The sequence below is a fragment of the Vibrio sp. 1288 genome, from assembly GCF_033344475.1.
Genome location: NZ_JAWPOX010000123.1, coordinates 1 through 1,139 on the forward strand (window position 1 = coordinate 1; position 1,139 = coordinate 1,139).

General features: G+C 43.4%; 1 protein-coding gene. It reads left to right on the forward strand.

What is annotated here, in order from left to right; all coding sequences use genetic code 11:
* Nucleotides 1-163 precede the first annotated feature (163 nt).
* Nucleotides 164-946 carry a DNA-binding transcriptional regulator KdgR gene (gene kdgR / locus R8O11_RS25030; protein ID WP_005460804.1) on the forward strand — a complete coding sequence of 261 codons (783 nt, stop codon included), beginning with the start codon at nt 164-166 and terminating at the stop codon, nt 944-946.
* The last annotated feature ends 193 nt before the right edge of the window (nt 947-1,139 follow it).

Consider the following 1,139-nt stretch of genomic DNA (forward strand, 5'->3'; position numbering starts at 1 on the left):
GCAATTTTTTTTGAAAAGGCGTTTTAAAAATATTGATTGCGATCTTGTTTTTCTGGATTCTTTAATTGCGCGGTTTCAAATTTTTGAAAAGGCATTTTAAAAATACTGGTTCTTAAATTTTTCAGCGATATAATGCAGAAAACTAAGAATGAAAGGGGCAACAATGGAAAAGTCGACTCAGCCTGAAGCGGTTTCGTCAGTACTTAAGGTTTTTCATATTCTTCAAGCACTTGGTGAACAGAAAGCCATCGGCGTTTCAGAGCTTTCACAACGTCTAATGATGTCGAAAGCGACTACTTACCGTTTTCTGCAAACCATGAAATCGCTCGGTTACGTGTCTCAAGAAGGCGAAGCGGATAAGTACTCTCTAACACTTAAGCTGTTCGAGTTGGGCGCAAAATCGCTTGAGTACGTCGATCTGATCGAACTGGCCGACAAAGAAATGCGCCACATTTCAGAACAAACCAACGAAGCCTTGCACCTTGGTGCGCTGGATGAAAATGCCATCATTTACATCCACAAAATCGACTCTGGCTACAACCTACGCATGCAATCGCGCATCGGTCGTCGCAATCCGCTCTACAGTACTGCGATTGGTAAAGTGCTACTTTCTGAGCGCGATGAAAGCTTCGTTCGTGACGTATTGAGCGATGTCGAGTTCATTAAGCACACAGAAAAAACATTGGAAAACACCGATCAAGTGCTAGAAGAATTGGCGAAAGTGCGCGATTTCCACTATGCAGAAGATAACGAAGAGCAAGAACCAGGTCTTCGTTGTATCGCTGCACCGATTTATGACCGCTTTGGTCAAATCATTGCTGGCTTGTCTATCTCATTCCCAACCATCCGTTTCGATGAAGAGAGAATGGAATATTACGTCGGCTTACTGCATCAAGCAGGTAAAAACATTTCTGAGCAATTGGGTTACCACGATTACCCGGCATAATCAGAAACAAGAGGCAGCCGCGAGGCTGCTTTTTTTGCCACTTAGAACAATGTTGAAACACCGGTTCATTTTAGAGGTAAACCATGGGCACATCCGTCTCTCCACACCTCTCCGACTTTTTAATCAAAATTGACGCCTTTGATAAACTGCCAGAACCTGTGGTTGAAAGCATCGCGAACTCTGTCAAGGTCAA

What these genes read in the sequence shown, in the direction of transcription:
- kdgR (WP_005460804.1), top strand. Translation starts at nt 164, where the DNA reads ATGGAAAAGTCGACTCAGCCTGAAGCGGTTTCGTCAGTACTTAAGGTT.